The following is a 2,513-nucleotide window of genomic DNA, read 5'->3' as shown; positions in this document are numbered from 1 at the left end:
GCCCGGCTGCCGCCGGGCTGCGCGTTCCACCCGCGCTGCCCGGTGGCGCTGGAGACCTGCGCGGCGGACGACCCGCGGCTGCGGGAGGCGGGCCCGGGACGGCGGGCGGCGTGCGTACACGTGGACAGCGTCAAGGAGGCACGGTGAGCGGGGAGTCGGCGGAGACGGCGGAGGACGCGGGGACGGCGGCGGTACGGAGCGCGGAGGCGGGGGGCGTACGCGAGGAGGCGGACACGGTGCGTACGGGCACACGCGAGAAGGCGGCGGACGCGGGCGTACGCGAGGACGCAGCCGCTGCGGCTGCCGCGCCCGTACGCGACGACGGGGCCGCCACCGGGCCGCTGCTCGTCGCCGAGGGACTGAAGGTCGTCTTCCCCGGGCGGCACGGCGCATCCGCCGCGCGGGCCGTCGACGGTGTGAACCTGGCCGTCGGCACCGGCGAGATCGTCGCCCTCGTCGGCGAGTCCGGCTGCGGCAAGACCACCCTGGCCCGCGCGCTCCTCGGCCTGGTCCGCCCCAGCGCGGGCGCGGTCTCGTTCCGCGGCTCGCCGCTGGCGTACGGCAGCCGGGCGCTCAAGGCGTACCGGCGGCGCGTGCAACTCGTGCTCCAGGACCCCAGCGGGTCGCTCAACCCCCGGCACACCGTCTACGACGCCGTCGCCGAGGGCCTGCGCATCCACGGTCACCGCGGCGACGAGCGCGCCGTCGTGGCCTCCGCGCTCTCCCGCGCCGGGCTGCGCCCGCCGGAGCGGTTCTTCCTGCGCTACCCGCACGAGCTGTCCGGCGGGCAGCGGCAGCGCGTCGTCATCGCCGGCGCCCTCGTCCTCGACCCGGAGCTGATCGTCGCCGACGAGCCGGTGGCCTCGCTCGACGCGTCGGTGCGGGGCGAGATCCTGGCGCTGCTGCTGCGGCTCCGCGACCAACTGGGGCTGTCCGCGCTGGTCGTCACGCACGACCTGGGGCTCGCCTGGAACATCGCGGACCGGGTGGCGGTCATGTACCTGGGCCGGATCGTGGAGGCGGGGCCGGTGGAGGAGGTGCTGACGGCGCCGCGGCACCCGTACACGAAGGCCCTGCTGTCGGTGCTGCCGGAGTCGGGTACGCCGCCGGTGGTGCTGACCGGCGAACCGCCGGACCCGGCGCGGATCCCGGGCGGGTGCCGGTTCCACGCCCGCTGCCAGGACCTCGCCTCCGGCGCGGCGGCGAAGGCGGGCGTGGCCGACGCCTGCCGCGGCACGGACCTGCCGGTGCTGGACGGAACCGCCCCGGGGGTGGCATGCCACCTCCCCGAACCGAACCCGACGACCCCACCGCCGTAGCACCGCCCACGGGGCGCCGTCCCGGCCGAGATCGTGTGGATCGCTGCCTCCGACCCACACGGGGCCCGGCAGAACGGCGTTCTACGCGTGTCCGGCAGGGGCCGGACGGCCCTATGCCCTCACAGGCCCGCGGTCAGGTCGCGGCAGGTGTCGACGTCGCGGCGCATCTGGGCCTTCAGGTCCTCGACCGTCTCGAAGCGCTCCTGGCCGCGGACGAAGGCGAGGAAGTCGACGGCCACGTGCAGGCCGTACAGGTCGAGGTCGTCGCGGTCGAGGGCGTACGCCTCCACCGTCCGCTCCGTGCCGTCGAACTGCGGGTTCGTCCCCACCGAGACGGCCGCCGGCATCCGCTCGCCGGCGGCGTCCAGCCAGCCCGCGTACACCCCGTCCGCGGGGACCGCGGTGTGCGGCAGGGTCTCCAGGTTGGCGGTCGGGAAGCCCAGCTCCCGGCCGCGCTGCGCGCCCCGTACGACGATGCCCTCGACCCGGTGCGGCCGGCCCAGCACCTCCGCCGCCCCCGCGACGTCGCCCTCGGCGATCAGCCGGCGGGCGAGGGTGGAGGAGAACGGCTCGCCGCCGCCCGCGGTGCCGCTGACCTGGAGGTCGACGACGTCCACCGCGTAGTCGTAGGTCCCGCCGAGCGAGGCGAGGAACGCGACGTCGCCGGCGGCCCTGTGGCCGAAGCGGAAGTTGGGGCCCTCCACCACGCACCGCGCGTGCAGCTTGTCGACCAGCACCTTGACCACGAAGTCCGCGGGAGACAGCTTCGAGAACTCCGCGGTGAACGGCAGGATCAGCAGGGCGTCCACGCCGAGGTCCGCCATCAGCTCCGCCCGCCGGTGGTGCGCGGCCAGCAGCGGCGGGTGGCTGCCGGGGCGTACGACCTCGGTGGGGTGCGGGTCGAAGGTCACGACGACGGACTGCACGCCCAGCTCCCGGGCCCGCGCCACCGTCCGGCCGATGATGAGCTGGTGGCCGCGGTGCACGCCGTCGAACGAGCCGATGGTGACGACGCTGCGCCCCCACCCCTCGGGGATGTCCTCCAAGCCACGCCAGCGCTGCACTCTGCCCGCTCCTCGGTCCGCCGTTGTCGTGCCTGCCCGTGCAGGATTGTGGAACACAAGACTGCCATGCTCGCGGTCGAGTGCAGGACCCGGGCGCCGGTCGGCCCGGCGGGACGGCCGGTTTCGACGC

General features: G+C 75.7%; 2 protein-coding genes and 1 pseudogene. 2 read left to right on the top strand and 1 reads right to left on the bottom strand.

Annotation, left to right across the window (positions count from 1 at the left end; translation table 11 throughout):
* Both H5J30_RS36980 and H5J30_RS26860 read left to right on the top strand, forming a co-directional pair.
* Positions 1-147 (top strand): annotated as a pseudogene (locus tag H5J30_RS36980) (ABC transporter ATP-binding protein); the annotation flags it as partial.
* On the top strand, positions 144-1,319 hold the full coding sequence (locus H5J30_RS26860; protein ID WP_181789916.1) for an ABC transporter ATP-binding protein: 1,176 nt from the start codon (positions 144-146) through the stop codon (positions 1,317-1,319). The pseudogene H5J30_RS36980 and the gene H5J30_RS26860, both read left to right, overlap by 4 nt.
* A 119-nt stretch (positions 1,320-1,438) precedes the next feature.
* On the opposite strand, the gene H5J30_RS26855 is transcribed toward H5J30_RS26860, so the two are convergent.
* Positions 1,439-2,383 (bottom strand): bifunctional riboflavin kinase/FAD synthetase, encoded by a 945-nt coding sequence (locus H5J30_RS26855; RefSeq protein ID WP_181789915.1) that lies wholly within the window; start codon positions 2,381-2,383, stop codon positions 1,439-1,441.
* Between the last annotated feature and the right edge of the window lie 130 nt (positions 2,384-2,513).

Origin of the sequence: Streptomyces phytophilus (genome assembly GCF_013870535.1) — a bacterium.
Lineage (GTDB): Bacteria > Actinomycetota > Actinomycetes > Streptomycetales > Streptomycetaceae > Streptomyces > Streptomyces phytophilus.
Note: the sequence above shows the minus strand (reverse complement) of the source record. Positions and strands in the feature narration are given on the sequence as shown.